This is a genomic window from Amaricoccus macauensis, assembly GCF_049800915.1.
Taxonomy (GTDB): domain Bacteria; phylum Pseudomonadota; class Alphaproteobacteria; order Rhodobacterales; family Rhodobacteraceae; genus Amaricoccus; species Amaricoccus macauensis_A.
In genome coordinates, this window is the sequence record NZ_JBNAFY010000004.1 from 1 (window position 1) to 13,910 (window position 13,910).

Genomic DNA, 13,910 nt, shown 5'->3' on the forward strand with positions numbered 1-13,910 from the left:
CTGCTCGACCAGGGCGAAGCCGGCGACAACGTCGGTCTGCTGCTGCGCGGCGTGGAGCGTGAAGGCATCGAGCGCGGCCAGGTTCTCTCGAAGCCCGGTTCGGTCACGCCGCACACCGACTTCGAAGCCGAAGCCTACATCCTCACCAAGGAAGAAGGTGGCCGTCACACGCCGTTCTTCGCCAACTACCGTCCGCAGTTCTACTTCCGCACCACGGACGTGACCGGCACGGTCCAGCTGCCCGAAGGCACCGAAATGGTGATGCCGGGCGACAACCTGAAGTTCAACGTCCAGCTGATCGCGCCCATCGCCATGGAAGAGAAGCTCCGCTTCGCTATCCGTGAAGGTGGCCGCACCGTCGGCGCAGGCGTTGTCTCCAAGATCATCAAGTAATCCCTGTCCATGCCGGGCATGCGCCGCGCGCAACCGGCATGGACGAAGCTCTGAGCCAAAGATCATAACGGCAGGCCTGACGGCCTGCCGTTTGCAATTCGGGCATTCCCGGACGCAACCTTGCCATGGAGAGGGCGGCTCCCTTCGGCTCAGGATTGGCCCGACACTCCGGACACAGTTTCTTGAGCAGACTGGCAAGTGGCCCTGCCCCGCATCATGTATCCCCCATAGCGCCAAACGGGACTGTCCGGATTACATCTTGGGCAGAATGGGGCGTTTTCCGCTCACGCAACGGTGATAGCTGCTTGTCCTCTGGACTTTCGCCATCCCATTGCGATTAGTGACATATAAAACAGCGCTCAGGAGGTCGGGGGAGCAGGTCTTGACCAGCACGAATACAGAGGGACAACGTATCTATGCCATTGGCGACGTCCATGGCCGTGATGATCTGCTGTCCGGCGCAATCGAACGCATCCGCAAGGACCTTGCAGCACGACCGCATCCGCAGCCGCATATCGTCCTGCTGGGCGATTATGTCGACCGAGGGCCGAACAGCCGCGGCGTGATCGAGCAACTCATCGCGCTGAGGGATGGCGACATCGCCACGTCCTTCCTGCTGGGCAATCACGACAACTACATCCTTGCCTACCTCGAGGATCCCGAGTGGTTCGACCGCAGCATCCACTGGCTGAACCCGCGCCTGGGCGGCGACCAGACTCTCGCGTCCTATGGCGTTCTCGACGCGAATGAATACGACCCCCTCGCGACCCATGCTGCATTCAAAGAAGTCCTGCCCGAGAGCCACCTCGACTTCATCCAGAACTGCCTCCTGTTCGAGAGGATCGGCAGCTACCTCTTCGTTCATGCCGGCATACGGCCGGGCGTGCCGCTCGAAAGGCAGTTCCGCGAGGACCTGATCTGGATACGCGAGCCTTTTCTCTCGTCGACCCGGGATTTCGGCTTCAAGGTCGTGCACGGCCACACGATCGTGAAATCCCCCGAACACCTGTCGAACCGGATCGCGATCGACACGGGCGCCTATACATCCGAGAACCTGACCTGTCTCGTTCTGGAAGATGCCAATGTGTCGCTCCTGACATTCGCGGGTCTGATCTCCTTCCCGATGAGGAGCCGCACGATCGCCGGTGGAATAGCCCATACGATCAAGGAAATGCTCAAGGGGGGATAAGCCGAGCCGGACGACCAGCGCCGCCGATCCGGATGTTCACCAAATTGATGCGCCGGGCGCGTTCTTCCTCTTGCATCGGCCGTCGAGGCCCTTTATCAGGCGCGGTGCGTGCCGGCCCTTAGGGGTGTAGCTCAGTTGGTAGAGCATCGGTCTCCAAAACCGAGGGTCGTAGGTTCGAGTCCTATCGCCCCTGCCAGTGCGCAAATCCGTGGAGTTTTCGATGGCCAAGACCAATCCGTTTCAGTTCGCCCAGCAGGTCCGGGCCGAAGCCGCCAAGGTCGTCTGGCCCAACCGGCGCGAGGTCGGCCTCACCACCGTGATGGTTCTGGTCATGGCTTCACTGTTCGCGATCTTCTTCTTTTTCGTGGATCTCGCGGTGCGGTTCGGCCTCGAAACAATTCTTGACATGGCCTCTTGATCCCGGATCGCCAAGGGCGTATGTGACCGCCTCTCCCCCCTGAAATGGCGCGTATCGATTCGGTGGCGCGCCCGTTTCACTTGGTGCGGGCAAGATGGCAGGCAGGAAAAGCGGGCGAGCGGATCACCGCTGAATTGAGGTAAAAACGACATGGCGATGCGCTGGTATTCGGTGAGCGTGCTCTCGAACTTCGAAAAGAAGGTCGCCGAAGCTATTCGCGAAGCCGTGGAAACCCAGGAACTTCAGGACGAGATTTCGGAAGTTCTCGTGCCGACGGAAGAGGTCATCGAGATCCGCCGCGGCCGCAAGGTCCAGACCGAGAAGCGCTTCATGCCCGGCTACGTGCTGGTGCGCATGGAGATGACCGACCGGGCCTACCACCTGATCAAGTCGATCAACCGGGTCTCCGACTTCCTCGGCCCCCAGGGTAAGCCGACGCCCATGCGCGACGCTGAAGTCGCCCGGATCATGAATCAGGTCGAAGAGGGCATGGAACGCCCCCGTTCGATCATCACCTACCAGACCGGCGAACAGGTCAACGTCACGGACGGACCGTTCGAGGGCTTTTCGGGCCTCGTGGAAGAGGTCGATCAGCCCAACAGCCGACTCAAGGTTTCGGTTTCGATCTTTGGCCGGGCCACCCCGGTCGAACTGGAATTCACGCAGGTCGCCAAGGCTTCGTGATCGCGGGCGCAGGGAGGGGAGCCGGAATTTCACCGCGCGCCCCGGAATGCGCTCAATTCGTTACGGCATGAGGCAGGATGCGCCGAGTGCCGTGTGGGAGGCAAGGGCGGCGCGCCGTCCGAACCGGACCACGTCCACAACATGGCATGGGCGGACGCGTCCCCCGGTGCCGGAAACAGATAGGAGGCCAATATGGCCAAGAAGGTTGCAGGGCAGCTCAAGCTGCAGGTTCCTGCCGGGAAGGCAAACCCCTCCCCGCCCGTCGGTCCTGCGCTCGGTCAGCGCGGGATCAACATCATGGAATTCTGCAAGGCATTCAACGCTCGCACGCAGGAAATGGAGCCGGGCAGCCCGATCCCGGTGATCATCACCTACTATACCGACAAGTCGTTCGGTATGGAAGTGAAGACCCCGCCCGCGTCCTATTACCTGAAGAAGGCCGCCAAGCTGAAATCCGGCTCCAAGACGCCGGGCAAGGCAGTTGCGGGCACCGTGACCATCGCGCAGGTGCGCGAGATCGCGGAAGCAAAGATGAAGGATCTGAACGCGAACGACGTCGAAGCCGCGATGCAGATCATTGCAGGTTCCGCCCGCTCCATGGGCCTTGAGGTCAAGGGGTAAGCGAGATGGCAAAACTGACCAAGCGCACGAAAGCGGCGCGCGAAGCATTCGAAGGCAAGGCCGATCTCTCGGTCGAGGAAGCCGTGGCCCTCGTGAAGGCGAACGCAACCGCCAAGTTCGACGAGACGCTCGAGATCGCGATGAACCTCGGTGTCGATCCGCGTCACGCCGACCAGATGGTCCGCGGCGTTGTGGCCCTGCCCAACGGCACCGGCAAGACCGTCCGCGTGGCTGTCTTCGCACGTGGTGCCAAGGCTGAGGAAGCTCAGGCCGCGGGTGCGGACATTGTTGGCGCCGAAGACCTGATGGAGACCATCCAGGGCGGCAAGATCGAGTTCGACCGCTGCATCGCTACGCCGGACATGATGCCGATCGTCGGCCGTCTCGGCAAGATCCTCGGCCCGCGCAACCTGATGCCGAACCCCAAGGTCGGCACCGTGACCATGGACGTCACCAACGCGGTCCAGGCCGCGAAGGGCGGCGAAGTCCAGTTCAAGGTCGAGAAGGCCGGCGTGATCCATGGCGGGATCGGCAAGGCGTCCTTTGACGAGCCGAAGCTGGTCGAGAACGTCAAGGCATTCGTCGCGGCCGTGAACCGCGCGAAGCCGTCGGGCGCCAAGGGCACCTACGTGAAGAAGATCGCGCTCTCCTCCACCATGGGGCCGGGCGTGACCGTTTCCGTCGCGAACGCGGTGGAATGATGGAATTCCCCGCCCTCGGGCGGGGATGTTCCGGGCGGGGCACTCCCCTGCCCGTCTGTCCGAGACGGTGGGTCGGGCTCATCCGAGCCCGATAATTCCTGCCCGAGATGGGGAACGATCAGGATCGATTGGAGCCAGATGGCTCCGGGCGGTTTTGGCGGGACCCGGAAAGCGGACCCGAGACGTGGGGAGCATCAGCTTCTCACGAAATTGAGCCGGCGGAGGGGGCAACCCTGATGCCAAACTTGGAGCAACACTGTGGATAGAGCCCAGAAAGAAGCTGTGGTCGCGGAACTCGGCCAGATCTTCACGGACTCTGGTGTCGTCGTGGTCGCGCACTACGAAGGCCTTTCCGTTGCAGAGATGACCGATTTCCGGCTTCGACTGAAGGAAGCTGGCGGATCGGTTCGTGTCGCCAAGAACAAGCTCGCCAAGATCGCCCTGAAGGATACCCCGTCTGAAAAGATGGGTGACCTGCTGACGGGCATGACGGTGTTTGCCTACTCAGAGGACCCGGTCGCGGCGGCGAAAGCCGTTCAGGCCTATGCCAAGGACAACAAGAAGCTTGTCGTCCTCGGCGGTTCGATGGGTGGCGAAGCACTCGACCAGGCCGGCGTGAAGGCCGTGTCCGAAATGCCGTCCCGCGAGGAGCTCATCGCTTCCGTGGTTGGCTGCATCGGGGCACCGGCAAGCAACCTGGCTTCGGCGATCGGCGCGCCTGCCGCGAATATCGCGGGCATCCTTTCCACGCTCGAGGAGCGTGGCGAGGCAGCTTGAAACTTGGAAGCAACGGATGGCCGGATACGTGCAAGACCCGCATGACACCGGACAACTCGAAACAGATACCTGATTGGAACCGAACAAATGGCTGACCTGAAGAAACTCGCCGAAGAAATCGTGGGACTGACCCTCCTCGAAGCGGCTGAACTGAAGAACATCCTCAAGGATGAATACGGCATCGAGCCCGCTGCTGGCGGCGCTGTCATGATGGCGGCAGGCCCGGCAGGCGGCGCAGACGCTGCTCCGGCCGAAGAGAAGACCGAATTCGACGTTATCCTGAAGTCCGCTGGAGCGTCGAAGATCAACGTCATCAAGGAAGTCCGCGCCATCACCGGCCTCGGGCTGAAGGAAGCCAAGGAACTCGTCGAAGCTGGCGGCAAGGCCGTCAAGGAAGGCGTTTCCAAGGACGAAGCCGAAGAAGTGCAGAAGAAACTCGAAGCTGCTGGTGCAGAAGTCGAAGTGAAGTGATTGCGCGCAACTTTAGGTTGCGTTAACTATCGTGGACTGGAGACGCTGAAAAGCGCCTCCAGTCTTATGCGTCTCTCGAAGCGCCTTCGCGTGCAGGGCTCTTCGAAAGACGCATCGGGAAGGCTCCGGGCGTGCGATGTGGGAAGTCGCACAAGCATTGGGGCAAGGCGTCTGCAGGACCGAACCACCGTTCCCCGCCGGTAGGTTCGGATGCAATCGAAAGGGTGAGCATGGCTCAGAGGTATTCCGGTCACAAGCGTATTCGCAAGTTCTACGGCAAGATCCGCGAGGTCGCGGAGATGCCAAACCTCATTGAAGTCCAGAAATCCAGTTATGATCTCTTTCTGAAATCCGGTGACCAGGAGATCCCGCTCGACGGCGAGGGTCTGAAGGGCGTTTTCCAGTCTGTCTTTCCGATCAAGGACTTCAACGAGACGTCCGTTCTCGAGTTCGTGAAATATGAACTCGAGGCTCCGAAGTACGACGTTGAAGAATGCATGCAGCGCGACATGACCTATGCCGCGCCGCTGAAGGTCACGCTGCGCCTCATCGTCTTCGAGGTCGAGGAAGAAACCGGCGCGCGCTCCGTGAAGGACATCAAGGAGCAGGACGTCTACATGGGCGACATGCCCCTCATGACGCCGAACGGGACGTTCATCGTGAACGGCACCGAACGGGTGATCGTGAGCCAGATGCACCGCTCGCCCGGCGTGTTCTTCGACCACGACCGCGGCAAGACCCATTCCTCGGGCAAGCTGCTGTTCACGTCGCGGGTGATTCCCTACCGTGGGTCCTGGCTCGACTTCGAGTTCGACGCCAAGGATATCGTCTACGCCCGTATCGACCGCCGCCGCAAGCTGCCGGTCACGACCCTGCTCTATGCGCTCGGTCTCGACCAGGAAGGCATCTGCGACGCCTATTACGACACGGTGAGCTTCCGCAAGGAAGGCAATGCCTGGGCCACCACTTTCTTCCCGGACCGGGTGCGCGGTACCAAGCCCGCCTATGACATCGTCAACGCCGCCGATGGCGAAGTGATCGCGCCCGCGGGCAAGAAGATCACGCCGCGCATGGTCAAGCAGTGGGTCGAGGAAGGCAATGTCTCCGAGATCCTCGTGCCGTTCGATGCCATCATGGGCCGGTTCTCCGCCAAGGACATCATCAACGAGGAAACCGGCGAGATCTGGGTCGAAGCGGGCGACGAGCTGACCTGGGAGATCGACAACAAGACCGGCGACATCACCGGCGGCACGCTCAAGACGCTGCTGGACAACGGTATCACCGAGATCCCGACGCTCGACATCGACAACATCACCGTCGGTGCCTACATCCGCAACACGCTTGCAGCGGACAAGAACATGAACCGCGAGCAGGCCCTGCTCGACATCTACCGCGTGATGCGTCCCGGTGAGCCGCCGACCATCGACGCGGCAAGCACCATGTTCGATTCGCTGTTCTTCGACAGCGAGCGTTACGATCTCTCGGCCGTCGGCCGCGTGAAGATGAACATGCGCCTCGATCTCGATGCGCCCGACACCACGCGCACCCTGCGCAACGAGGACATCATCGCCTGCATCAAGGCGCTGGTGGATCTGCGTGACGGTCGCGGCGAGATCGACGACATCGACCACCTCGGCAACCGCCGCGTGCGCTCGGTCGGCGAGCTCATGGAGAACCAGTATCGCGTCGGTCTCCTGCGCATGGAGCGTGCGATCCGCGAGCGCATGAGCTCGGTCGAGATTGATACCGTGATGCCGCAGGACCTGATCAACGCCAAGCCCGCCGCAGCCGCGGTGCGCGAGTTCTTCGGCTCCTCGCAGCTCTCGCAGTTCATGGACCAGACCAACCCGCTCTCCGAGGTCACGCACAAGCGGCGCCTCTCGGCACTCGGGCCGGGCGGTCTGACGCGCGAGCGTGCGGGCTTCGAGGTTCGCGACGTTCACCCGACCCACTACGGCCGCATGTGTCCGATCGAAACGCCGGAAGGCCCGAACATTGGTCTCATCAACTCGCTCGCCTCGTTCGCGCGCGTGAACAAGTATGGCTTCATCGAGACCCCCTACCGCAAGGTCGTGGACGGCAAGGTGACCGACGAGGTCAACTACATGTCCGCGACCGAGGAGATGCGCCACACGGTCGCCCAGGCGAACGCGAACCTCGATGAGGAAGGCCGCTTCAAGAACGACCTCGTCTCGACCCGCCGCTCCGGTGAATACACGCTCAATCCGCCCTCGAACGTCGATCTGATCGACGTCTCGCCGAAGCAGCTCGTCTCCGTGGCCGCCTCGCTGATCCCGTTCCTTGAGAACGACGACGCGAACCGCGCTCTCATGGGGTCGAACATGCAGCGTCAGGCCGTGCCGCTCCTGCGCGCAGATGCGCCCTACGTGGGCACCGGCATCGAGCAGATCGTGGCCCGCGACTCCGGTGCCGCCATCACGGCGCGCCGCACGGGTATCGTCGACCAGGTGGACGCGATGCGTATCGTGATCCGGGCTACCGACGATGTGGCACCGGGCGATCCGGGCGTGGACATCTACCGTCTGCGCAAGTTCCAGCGCTCGAACCAGAACACCTGCATCAACCAGCGTCCGCTGGTGAAGGTGGGCGACGTGATCAAGAAGGGCCAGTTCATTGCTGACGGTCCGTCCACGGACCTTGGCGAGCTCGCGCTCGGCAAGAACGTGCTCGTCGCGTTCATGCCCTGGAACGGCTACAACTACGAGGACTCCATCCTCATCTCCGAACGCATCGTGAAGGACGACGTCTTCACCTCGATCCACATCGAGGAATTCGAAGTCGCCGCCCGCGACACGAAGCTCGGGCCGGAGGAAATCACCCGCGACATCCCCAATGTCGGCGAGGAAGCCCTGCGCAACCTCGACGAGGCCGGGATCGTCTACATCGGTGCCGAAGTGGGACCGGGCGACATCCTCGTGGGCAAGATCACTCCGAAGGGCGAAAGCCCGATGACGCCGGAAGAGAAGCTTCTGCGCGCCATCTTCGGCGAGAAGGCGTCCGACGTGCGTGACACCTCGCTGCGCCTGCCGCCGGGCGACTACGGCACGATCGTCGAGGTTCGGGTCTTCAACCGTCACGGCGTCGACAAGGACGAGCGTGCGCTGCAGATCGAGCGCGAAGAGGTCGAGCGCCTTTCCCGGGACCGGGACGACGAGCTGGCCATCCTCGAGCGCAACATCTATGCCCGCCTCAAGGACCTCCTGCTCGGCAAGACCGCCGTCAAGGGCCCGCGCGGCGTGAAGTCCGGCTCGGTGATCGACGAGGAACTGCTCGGCACGCTGTCCCGCGGCCAGTGGTGGCAGCTTGCCCTCGGCGAGGATTCCGATGCCCAGGACCAGGAAGCGCTGCACCAGCAGTTCGACCTGCAGAAGAAGGCGCTCGACCGCCGCTTCGAGGACAAGGTCGACAAGGTCCGTCGCGGCGACGACCTGCCGCCGGGCGTGATGAAGATGGTCAAGGTCTTCATCGCGGTGAAGCGCAAGCTTCAGCCGGGCGACAAGATGGCCGGACGTCACGGCAACAAGGGGGTCATCTCCCGCGTTGTCCCCGAGGAGGACATGCCCTTCCTCGGCGACGGGACGCCGGTCGACATCGTGCTGAACCCGCTGGGCGTGCCGTCGCGCATGAATGTCGGGCAGATCCTCGAGACCCACATGGGCTGGGCCGCGCGCGGTCTCGGCAACTCCATCGATGCGAGCCTCAAGGAGTACAAGCGCTCCGGTGACATGACCCCGCTGAAGGAGGCGATGAAGATCGCCTACGGCGAGGACATCTACAACGAAGTGCTCTCCGAGATGGGGACCGAGGAGTTCCTCGAAGCCGCCGGCAACGTGACCGCCGGTGTTCCGATCGCGACGCCGGTCTTCGACGGAGCGAAGGAAGCGGACGTTAACGACGCGCTCCAGCGTGCGGGCTTCGACACGTCGGGTCAGTCCATCGTGTTCGACGGCCGCTCGGGCGAGCAGTTCGCGCGTCCCGTCACCGTCGGCGTGAAGTATCTCCTGAAGCTCCACCACCTGGTGGACGACAAGATCCACGCGCGCTCGACCGGCCCGTACTCGCTCGTCACCCAGCAGCCGCTGGGCGGTAAGGCGCAGTTCGGCGGACAGCGTTTCGGGGAGATGGAGGTCTGGGCCCTTGAAGCCTACGGCGCAGCCTATACGTTGCAGGAAATGCTCACCGTAAAATCCGACGACGTTGCCGGGCGCACGAAGGTCTACGAGTCCATCGTCAAGGGCGAGGACAATTTCGAGGCCGGGGTTCCGGAATCGTTCAACGTTCTCGTCAAGGAGATCCGCTCGCTCGGCCTGAATATCGAGCTGCTGGATTCGGAAGTGGAGTGAGGGCGCATCCGGCGCCCCCCTCCCCTGAAACGAGATTTGAGGTCATCTGAATGAACCAGGAAATCACCAACCCGTTCAATCCGGTCCAGCCTGTCCGCACGTTCGACGAGATCAAGATCGCGCTGGCCAGCCCGGAACGGATCCTGTCTTGGTCCTATGGCGAGATCAAGAAGCCCGAAACCATCAACTACCGCACGTTCAAACCCGAGCGTGACGGTCTCTTCTGCGCGCGCATCTTCGGCCCGATCAAGGACTACGAATGCCTGTGCGGCAAGTACAAGCGCATGAAGTATCGCGGCGTCGTCTGCGAGAAATGCGGCGTTGAAGTCACGCTCCAGAAAGTGCGTCGCGAGCGGATGGGCCATATCGAACTGGCCTCGCCCGTCGCGCATATCTGGTTCCTGAAATCCCTGCCGTCGCGCATCGGCCTCATGCTCGACATGACCCTGCGCGATCTCGAGCGCATCCTCTACTTCGAGCAGTATGTGGTCATCGAGCCGGGCCTCACGGATCTCACCACCGGTCAGCTCATGACCGAGGAAGAGTTTCTCGACGCCCAGGACCAGTATGGCGATGATGCGTTCCGGGCCGGAATCGGCGCCGAAGCGATCCGCGAGATGCTGCAGGCCATCGACCTCGACGCCGAGGCCGAACAGCTTCGTGCGGACCTTGCGGAGGCGACCGGCGAACTGAAGCCCAAGAAGATCATCAAGCGTCTGAAGCTGGTCGAGAGCTTCCGCGAAAGCGGCAACCGGCCCGAGTGGATGATCATGACCGTGATCCCGGTCATTCCGCCCGAGCTGCGTCCGCTGGTGCCGCTCGATGGTGGCCGCTTCGCCACCTCCGACCTGAACGACCTCTATCGTCGCGTGATCAACCGGAACAACCGCCTCAAGCGGCTGATCGAACTACGCGCGCCGGACATCATCATCCGCAACGAGAAGCGGATGCTGCAGGAATCGGTCGACGCCCTCTTCGACAACGGCCGCCGCGGCCGCGTCATCACGGGCACCAACAAGCGCCCGCTGAAGTCGCTCTCCGACATGCTCAAGGGCAAGCAGGGCCGTTTCCGGCAGAACCTGCTCGGAAAGCGTGTCGACTTCTCCGGTCGTTCGGTGATCGTGACCGGTCCCGAGCTGAAGCTGCACCAGTGCGGCCTGCCGAAGAAGATGGCCCTCGAACTCTTCAAGCCGTTCATCTACTCCCGGCTGGACGCGAAGGGTCTCAGCTCGACCGTGAAACAGGCGAAGAAACTCGTCGAGAAGGAACGTCCCGAAGTATGGGACATCCTCGACGAGGTGATCCGCGAGCACCCGGTCCTTCTGAACCGCGCGCCGACGCTCCACCGTCTCGGCATCCAGGCGTTCGAACCTGTGCTCATCGAGGGGAAGGCGATCCAGCTTCACCCGCTGGTCTGCTCGGCCTTCAACGCCGACTTCGACGGCGACCAGATGGCCGTGCACGTGCCGCTCTCGCTCGAGGCGCAGCTCGAAGCCCGCGTTCTGATGATGTCGACGAACAACGTGCTTTCGCCGGCCAACGGCAAGCCGATCATCGTGCCGTCGCAGGACATGATCCTCGGGCTCTACTACCTCTCCATCATGCGCGAGGGTCAGCCCGGCGAGGGCATGGTCTTCGGCTCGATCGAGGAAGTGGATCACGCGCTTCACGCGGGCCTGGTGAACCTTCACTCGAAGATCACCGCCCGCATCGAGCAGATCGATGATGAGGGCCAGTCGGTCTACAAGCGCTTCGAGACGACGCCTGGGCGGCTTCAGATCGGCGCGCTGCTGCCGAAGAACTTCAAGACCCCCTTCGACATCGTCAACCGCCTCCTGCGCAAGAAGGAAGTGGGCGAGGTCATCGACACCGTCTACCGCCACTGCGGTCAGAAGGAGAGCGTGATCTTCTGCGACCGGATCATGTCGCTTGGGTTCCGCGAAGCCTTCAAGGCCGGCATCTCCTTCGGCAAGGACGACATGGTGATCCCTGAGTCGAAGTGGGACATCGTCGGCGCGACCCGCGATCAGGTGAAGGAGTTCGAACAGCAGTACATGGACGGGCTCATCACCCAGGGCGAGAAGTACAACAAGGTTGTCGACGCCTGGTCCCGCTGCTCGGACGATGTTGCAACCGCGATGATGTCGGAAATTTCCGCCGTCCGCGTGGACGATGCGGGTCGCGAGCTCGAGCCCAACTCGGTCTACATGATGTCCCACTCCGGGGCACGTGGTTCGCCTGCACAGATGAAGCAGCTCGGCGGCATGCGCGGCCTCATGGCCAAGCCATCCGGCGAGATCATCGAGACGCCGATCATCGCGAACTTCAAGGAAGGCCTCACCGTTCTCGAGTACTTCAACTCGACCCACGGTGCCCGTAAGGGTCTGGCCGATACTGCTCTGAAGACCGCGAACTCGGGCTACCTCACCCGTCGTCTGGTGGACGTGGCGCAGGACTGCATCGTCAAAATCGACGATTGCGGCACCGACCGTTCGATCACCGCGCGCGCGGCGATCTCCGACGGTGAGGTCGTGTCATCGCTCTCCGAGCGCATTCTGGGCCGTGTCTCGGCCGAGGACGTGCTTGATCCGAAGACCCAGGAAGTCATCTTCCGTCGCGGCGATCTGATCGACGAGCGCGCCGCCGACATGATCGAGAACTCGGGTGTGCTGGAAATGCAGATCCGCTCGCCGCTCACCTGTGAGTCGGATGACGGCATCTGTGCCCAGTGCTACGGGCGCGACCTCGCACGCGGCACCAAGGTGAACCCCGGCGAAGCCGTGGGCATCATCGCGGCTCAGTCGATCGGGGAACCGGGCACGCAGCTCACCATGCGTACGTTCCACATCGGCGGCATTGCGCAGGGTGGCTCGCAGTCCTTCCTCGAAGCCAGCCAGGAAGGCCAGCTTCAGGTGCGCAGCGAGAATATCCTGACCAACGCCGATGGCGAACAGATCATCATGGCCCGGAACATGGAGATCGCGATCGTCGACGAGAACGGGGTGGAACGGGCCGTGCACAAGCTTGGCTACGGCACCAAGCTGCTCGCGAAGGACGGAACGCAGGTCGTGCGCGGCGACAAGCTTGCCGAGTGGGACCCGTACACCCTGCCGATCATCGCCGAGAAATCGGGTGTCGCGAAATTCGTCGACCTCACCGCGGGCGTCTCCGTCCGTGAGGAGACCGACGACGCGACCGGCATCAGTCAGAAGATCGTGTCCGACTGGCGCGCCGCGCCCAAGGGCAACGAGCTGAAGCCCGAGATCATCGTGATGGATCCGCTCACCGGCGAGCCCATGCGGCTCGACAATGGAAACCCGGAAACGCACGCCATGTCGGTGGACGCAATTCTCTCGGTCGAGGACGGTCAGGACGTCCGGGCGGGCGACGTGCTTGCGCGTATCCCGCGTGAAGGCGCGAAGACGAAGGACATCACCGGTGGTCTGCCGCGCGTGGCCGAACTCTTCGAGGCGCGCCGTCCGAAGGATCACGCGATCATCGCCGAAATCTCGGGCAACGTGCGCTTCGGGAAGGACTTCAAGAACAAGCGCCGGATCACCATCGAACCGGTCGAGGAAGGTCTTGAGCCCGTCGAATACATGGTGCCGAAGGGCAAGCACATCCCGGTGCAGGAAGGCGACTTCATCCAGAAGGGCGAATACATCATGGATGGCAACCCCGCCCCCCATGACATCCTCGCCATCATGGGCGTCGAGGCGCTGGCAGACTACCTCATCGATGAGGTGCAGGAGGTCTACCGGCTCCAGGGCGTGAAGATCAACGACAAGCACATCGAGGTGATTGTCCGCCAGATGCTCCAGAAGTGGGAAATCGCCGATTCCGGCGGCACCACGCTTCTCAAGGGCGAACAGGTCGACAAGGTCGAATTCGACGAGGAAAACGAGAAGGCGATCGCCGCCGGCCGCGAACCGGCAAAGGGCGGGCCGATCCTGCTCGGCATCACCAAGGCGTCGCTCCAGACCCGGAGCTTCATCTCGGCGGCCTCGTTCCAGGAGACCACCCGCGTGCTGACCGAAGCGGCGACGCAAGGAAAGCGCGACAAGCTCGTGGGCCTGAAGGAGAACATCATCGTCGGCCGCCTGATCCCCGCCGGCACCGGTGGAGCGACCCAGAAGGTCAAGCGCATCGCAACCGAGCGCGATGCCGCGATCATCGAGCAGAAGCAGACGGAGGCCGTTGGCGCCCTCGAAGTCATCGAGAGCAACGACGACAGCTTCGACGTGATGGGCGAGACCTCAGACCCGATGGGCTTCGACGCCAACAACTGATCC

Annotated in this window: 8 protein-coding genes, 1 tRNA gene and 2 pseudogenes; all 11 read left to right on the forward strand. The window is 62.6% G+C overall.

The features are described 5' to 3' along the window. Positions 1-393: pseudogene (gene tuf / locus ACP15W_RS10670) on the forward strand (elongation factor Tu); the annotation flags it as partial. 382 nt (positions 394-775) lie between these two features. Next, the gene (locus ACP15W_RS10675; protein ID WP_424932878.1) at positions 776-1,582 is read left to right on the forward strand and encodes a metallophosphoesterase; all 807 of its coding nucleotides are present in this window, start codon (positions 776-778) and stop codon (positions 1,580-1,582) included. 120 nt (positions 1,583-1,702) lie between these two features. Continuing rightward, positions 1,703-1,778, forward strand: a tRNA-Trp gene (locus tag ACP15W_RS10680). 24 nt (positions 1,779-1,802) lie between these two features. Continuing rightward, complete coding sequence (gene secE / locus ACP15W_RS10685) at positions 1,803-2,000, forward strand: preprotein translocase subunit SecE (protein WP_424932879.1); 198 nt, start codon at positions 1,803-1,805, stop codon at positions 1,998-2,000. A gap of 150 nt (positions 2,001-2,150) precedes the next feature. Continuing rightward, positions 2,151-2,684 (forward strand): transcription termination/antitermination protein NusG, encoded by a 534-nt coding sequence (gene nusG / locus ACP15W_RS10690; protein WP_424932880.1) that lies wholly within the window; start codon positions 2,151-2,153, stop codon positions 2,682-2,684. Between the two features lie 192 nt (positions 2,685-2,876). Next, positions 2,877-3,305, forward strand: a complete 429-nt coding sequence (gene rplK, locus ACP15W_RS10695; protein WP_424932881.1) for a 50S ribosomal protein L11 — start codon at positions 2,877-2,879, stop codon at positions 3,303-3,305. 5 nt (positions 3,306-3,310) lie between these two features. Next, positions 3,311-4,006, forward strand: a complete 696-nt coding sequence (rplA, locus tag ACP15W_RS10700; protein ID WP_424932882.1) for a 50S ribosomal protein L1 — start codon at positions 3,311-3,313, stop codon at positions 4,004-4,006. A 258-nt stretch (positions 4,007-4,264) separates the two neighbouring features. Further along, a complete protein-coding gene (gene rplJ / locus ACP15W_RS10705) occupies positions 4,265-4,783 on the forward strand; it encodes a 50S ribosomal protein L10 (RefSeq protein WP_424932883.1) in 519 nt (172 codons plus the stop codon). Between the two features lie 87 nt (positions 4,784-4,870). Further along, positions 4,871-5,254: a 50S ribosomal protein L7/L12 gene (gene rplL / locus ACP15W_RS10710; protein WP_424932884.1), complete on the forward strand. Its 384-nt coding sequence runs from the start codon at positions 4,871-4,873 to the stop codon at positions 5,252-5,254. A gap of 230 nt (positions 5,255-5,484) precedes the next feature. Then, positions 5,485-9,618 carry a DNA-directed RNA polymerase subunit beta gene (gene rpoB, locus ACP15W_RS10715; RefSeq protein WP_424932885.1) on the forward strand — a complete coding sequence of 1,378 codons (4,134 nt, stop codon included), beginning with the start codon at positions 5,485-5,487 and terminating at the stop codon, positions 9,616-9,618. Between the two features lie 50 nt (positions 9,619-9,668). Then, positions 9,669-13,782 (forward strand): annotated as a pseudogene (gene rpoC, locus ACP15W_RS10720) (DNA-directed RNA polymerase subunit beta'); the annotation flags it as partial. Positions 13,783-13,910: the final 128 nt, after the last annotated feature.

Bases quoted from the DNA above. Each gene is read 5' to 3' on its own strand.
- secE (WP_424932879.1), top strand. From the start codon at position 1,803: ATGGCCAAGACCAATCCGTTTCAGTTCGCCCAGCAGGTCCGGGCCGAA.
- nusG (WP_424932880.1), top strand. From the start codon at position 2,151: ATGGCGATGCGCTGGTATTCGGTGAGCGTGCTCTCGAACTTCGAAAAG.
- rplK (WP_424932881.1), top strand. From the start codon at position 2,877: ATGGCCAAGAAGGTTGCAGGGCAGCTCAAGCTGCAGGTTCCTGCCGGG.
- rplA (WP_424932882.1), top strand. From the start codon at position 3,311: ATGGCAAAACTGACCAAGCGCACGAAAGCGGCGCGCGAAGCATTCGAA.
- rplL (WP_424932884.1), top strand. From the start codon at position 4,871: ATGGCTGACCTGAAGAAACTCGCCGAAGAAATCGTGGGACTGACCCTC.
- rpoB (WP_424932885.1), top strand. From the start codon at position 5,485: ATGGCTCAGAGGTATTCCGGTCACAAGCGTATTCGCAAGTTCTACGGC.